This is a genomic window from Paraburkholderia sp. NMBU_R16 (genome assembly GCF_013282575.1).
Lineage (GTDB): Bacteria > Pseudomonadota > Gammaproteobacteria > Burkholderiales > Burkholderiaceae > Trinickia.
On the sequence record NZ_JAAAYE010000329.1, the window covers coordinates 1 to 365 of the forward strand.

Annotated in this window: 1 pseudogene; it reads left to right on the forward strand. The window is 61.9% G+C overall.

Annotated features, from left to right (window positions below):
• Window positions 1-124: 124 nt before the first annotated feature.
• A pseudogene (locus GWC77_RS28445) lies at window positions 125-365 on the forward strand (IS4 family transposase); the annotation flags it as partial.

A 365-nucleotide genomic window follows, 5' to 3' on the forward strand; every position in this document is an offset into this window, starting at 1 on the left:
CGGCCGGCTTTGACCAACTCGACCATCTGCGCCCGAAATTCCGGCGCGTAGGGGTTGTGGTGCTTTCCCATGGCAGGCACCTCCTGTTCCAAAGGATAGGTGTCCACGAAACCGGGTCAACTCCAGCACGCGCTGGATCGAGGGATACGAACGGGTGGCCGAGCAGGCGGTGGATCTGCCCGGCACACGGTTGGTGTATGTCGCAGACCGTGAGTCGGACATTGTCGAGCTGATGACCAAAGCGCGCGATGTGGGTTACCCGGCCGACTGGCTGATTCGCGCCCAGCACAATCGCGTGTTGCCCGAGGGACAAAGACTCTGGGATCACGCCACGCAAGGCGAGCCGCTTGGTGAAATCCGCTTCA